Origin of the sequence: Actinomadura flavalba DSM 45200 (assembly GCF_000374305.1) — a bacterium.
In the GTDB taxonomy this organism is placed as follows: Bacteria; Actinomycetota; Actinomycetes; order Streptosporangiales; family Streptosporangiaceae; genus Spirillospora; species Spirillospora flavalba.
In genome coordinates this window covers 1-2,645 of sequence record NZ_KB894112.1, presented here as the reverse complement: position 1 = coordinate 2,645, position 2,645 = coordinate 1, and the positions used below count along the sequence as shown (strand labels likewise).

The 2,645-nt window shown below is 73.9% G+C and carries 1 protein-coding gene; it reads left to right on the top strand.

Annotated elements, in window-relative coordinates; all coding sequences use genetic code 11:
* On the top strand, positions 1-2,645 hold a 2,645-nt coding region (locus C229_RS32225; RefSeq protein WP_018658596.1), incomplete at both ends, for a non-ribosomal peptide synthetase.

The following is a 2,645-nucleotide window of genomic DNA, read 5'->3' as shown; positions in this document are numbered from 1 at the left end:
CTCACCACCACGGACGGACGACCCCCCGAAACCACCACCGAACACGCACTGGCCGACATCTTCCGCGACGTCCTCCACCTGGACCGCGACCCGTCCGTGGACGACGACTTCTTCCGCCTCGGCGGGCACTCGCTCCTCGCGACCCGGGCGGTCGCGCGGGTGAACGCCCGCCTGGGCTCGGCGCTCTCGCTGCGGGACGTGTTCGACGCCCCGACGATCGCGGCCCTGGCGCGGGTCGTCGGCGCCGCGCCCGCGCCCGCGCGCGGCGCGGAGCCGGTGCGGGTGGGCGAGATGCCCCGTCCCGCCGTCGTCCCCGTCTCGTTCGGGCAGCAGGCGTTGTGGCTGGTGGACCAGCTCGGCGGCCCGGGCGGGCGGTACGTGGTCCCGGTCGTGCTGCGGCTGTCCGGGCACGTGGACGAGGCCGCGCTGCGGGCGGCGGTCCGGGACGTGGTGTCCCGCCACGAGGTCTTGCGGACGCTGCTGATGGAGTGGGAGGGCAGCGTCCGTCAGGTCGTCGTGCCCGCCGAGGACGCCGCCGCGCGGCTCCCGATCGCGGTGGAGGAATTCAGCGAGGCGCGGCTGACGCAGATCGTGCAGGCCGGGTTCGCCCTGGGGTCGGAGCTGCCGATCCGGGCGGCGCTGCTGCGCGTCTCCGACTCCGAACGGGTGCTGGCGCTGGCCGTGCATCACTCTGCCGTGGACGAGTGGTCGTTCCCCGCGCTGCTGGGCGATCTGTCGTCGGCCTACGGCGCCCGGCTCAAGGGCCTCCCGCCGGAATGGGCGCCGCTGCCCGGCCAGTACGCGGACTACGCGCTGTGGCAGCGCGCGGTGCTCGACGACGCCGAACTGGACCGTCTGCTCGGCTACTGGCGCCGAGCATTGGCCGACGCACCACCCGAATCGGGCATCACCCCCGACCGGACGCCCCCCGCCGCACCCTCCCACGTCGGCGCCGACATCGAGTTCGACGTCGACCCGCGTACGGCGGCGGCGCTGCGTACGCTGGCCGAGGCGCGGGGTGCGACGACGTTCATGGTCGTCCAGGCCGCCCTGGCGCTGACCGTGTCCGCGCTCGGCGGCGGGGACGACGTCGTGATCGGCTCGCCCGTCGGCGGCCGGACCGAGGACGGCCTGGAAGACCTGGTCGGCTACTTCGTCAACACCCTGCCCTTCCGCCACCGGCTCCACCCCGCCGACCGGCTGACCGACGTCCTCACCCGGACCCGCGACGCGGTCCTCGACGGCCTGGCCCACCAGGCGGCGCCGTTCGAGCAGATCGCGGCGACGATCGACGGCGAACGGGCGGTGAACCGGAACCCGGTGTTCCAAGTCCTGCTCACCTACCGGCACCTGGCCGATCACGCCGTCCTGGAGCCGGAGTTCCCCGGCGTGCGGGCGCGGATGGAGCGGTCGTCGCTCGGCGCCGTCAAGACGGACCTGGACGTCTACCTGACCGAGACGCCCGACGCGCTCACCGGCTTCTTGTCCTACGCCGTCGACCTCTTCGACGCGGCCACGGCCGAACGGTTCGTGACCGTGTTCCGCAAGGTCCTGGACGCGCTCGCGAGCGACCCGCAGACCCGCGTCGCGGAACTGGACCTGCTGCCCGCGCCTGCGCACCCCGTGACCCCCGCCGTCTCCTCGGAGGCGTCGGTGGACGGGCTGTTCCGGCGGCAGGTCGCGTCGCGTCCGGACGCGACGGCGGTGCTGGCGGACGACGGAACCGCGCTGTCGTATGCGGAGCTGGACGCGCGGGTGCGGGCGTTCGCCGGTGCGCTGGGGAACGCGCCGGGCGACCGGGTGGCGCTGGTGCTACCGCGCTCGGTGCACCGGGTCGTCGCCGTGCTCGGCGTGCTGCGAGCCGGAGCGGTGTGCGTACCGGTCGATCCGGCCTATCCCGCCGAGCGCATCGGCCAGATCCTGGAGGACTCCGGCGCGGCCATGGTGGTCACCGGCTCGGATGAATTCCAGAAGACCGGCCGTGCTGCGCCACCGTCCGGAGACGCGGCCTTCGTCATCTTCACCTCCGGTACCACGGGCCGACCGAAGGGCGTGGTGCTGTCCCACCGGGCGGTCGTGAACCGGCTGGCGTGGGGCGCCGAACTCCTCGGCTTCGGCCCCGGCACGCGTGCCCTGGCCAAGAGCAGCGTCGCCTTCGTGGACGCGGTGACCGAACTGCTCACGCCGCTGACCGCGGGCGGCACCGTCGTAATCACCGACGACGAGGCCGCCGGAGACCCGATCGCGCTGGCCGGGACCGTGCGCCGTCACCGGGTCACGCACCTGTTGACGGTGCCGAGCCTGGCCGACGTCCTGGCCCGCATTCCGGACGTGGCGGACTCGTTCGCGTCGCTGCGGCAGTGGGTCTGCTCGGGCGAGACCCTCGCCCCGGCCACCCTCGACGCCATCCGCCAAGCCGCCCCCGACGCGCAGGTGCGCAACTTCTACGGCTCGACCGAGGTCACCGGCGACGCCACCGCCGACACCGACGGAACCACCATCGGCACCCCGGTCCCCGGCGTGCTGGTCCGGGTGCTGGACACCTGGCTACGGCCCGTCCCCACCGGCGTCGTCGGCGAACTCTACGTCGGCGGAACACAACTCGCGGAAGGCTACGCCGGACAAGCCGCCCTCACCGCCGACCG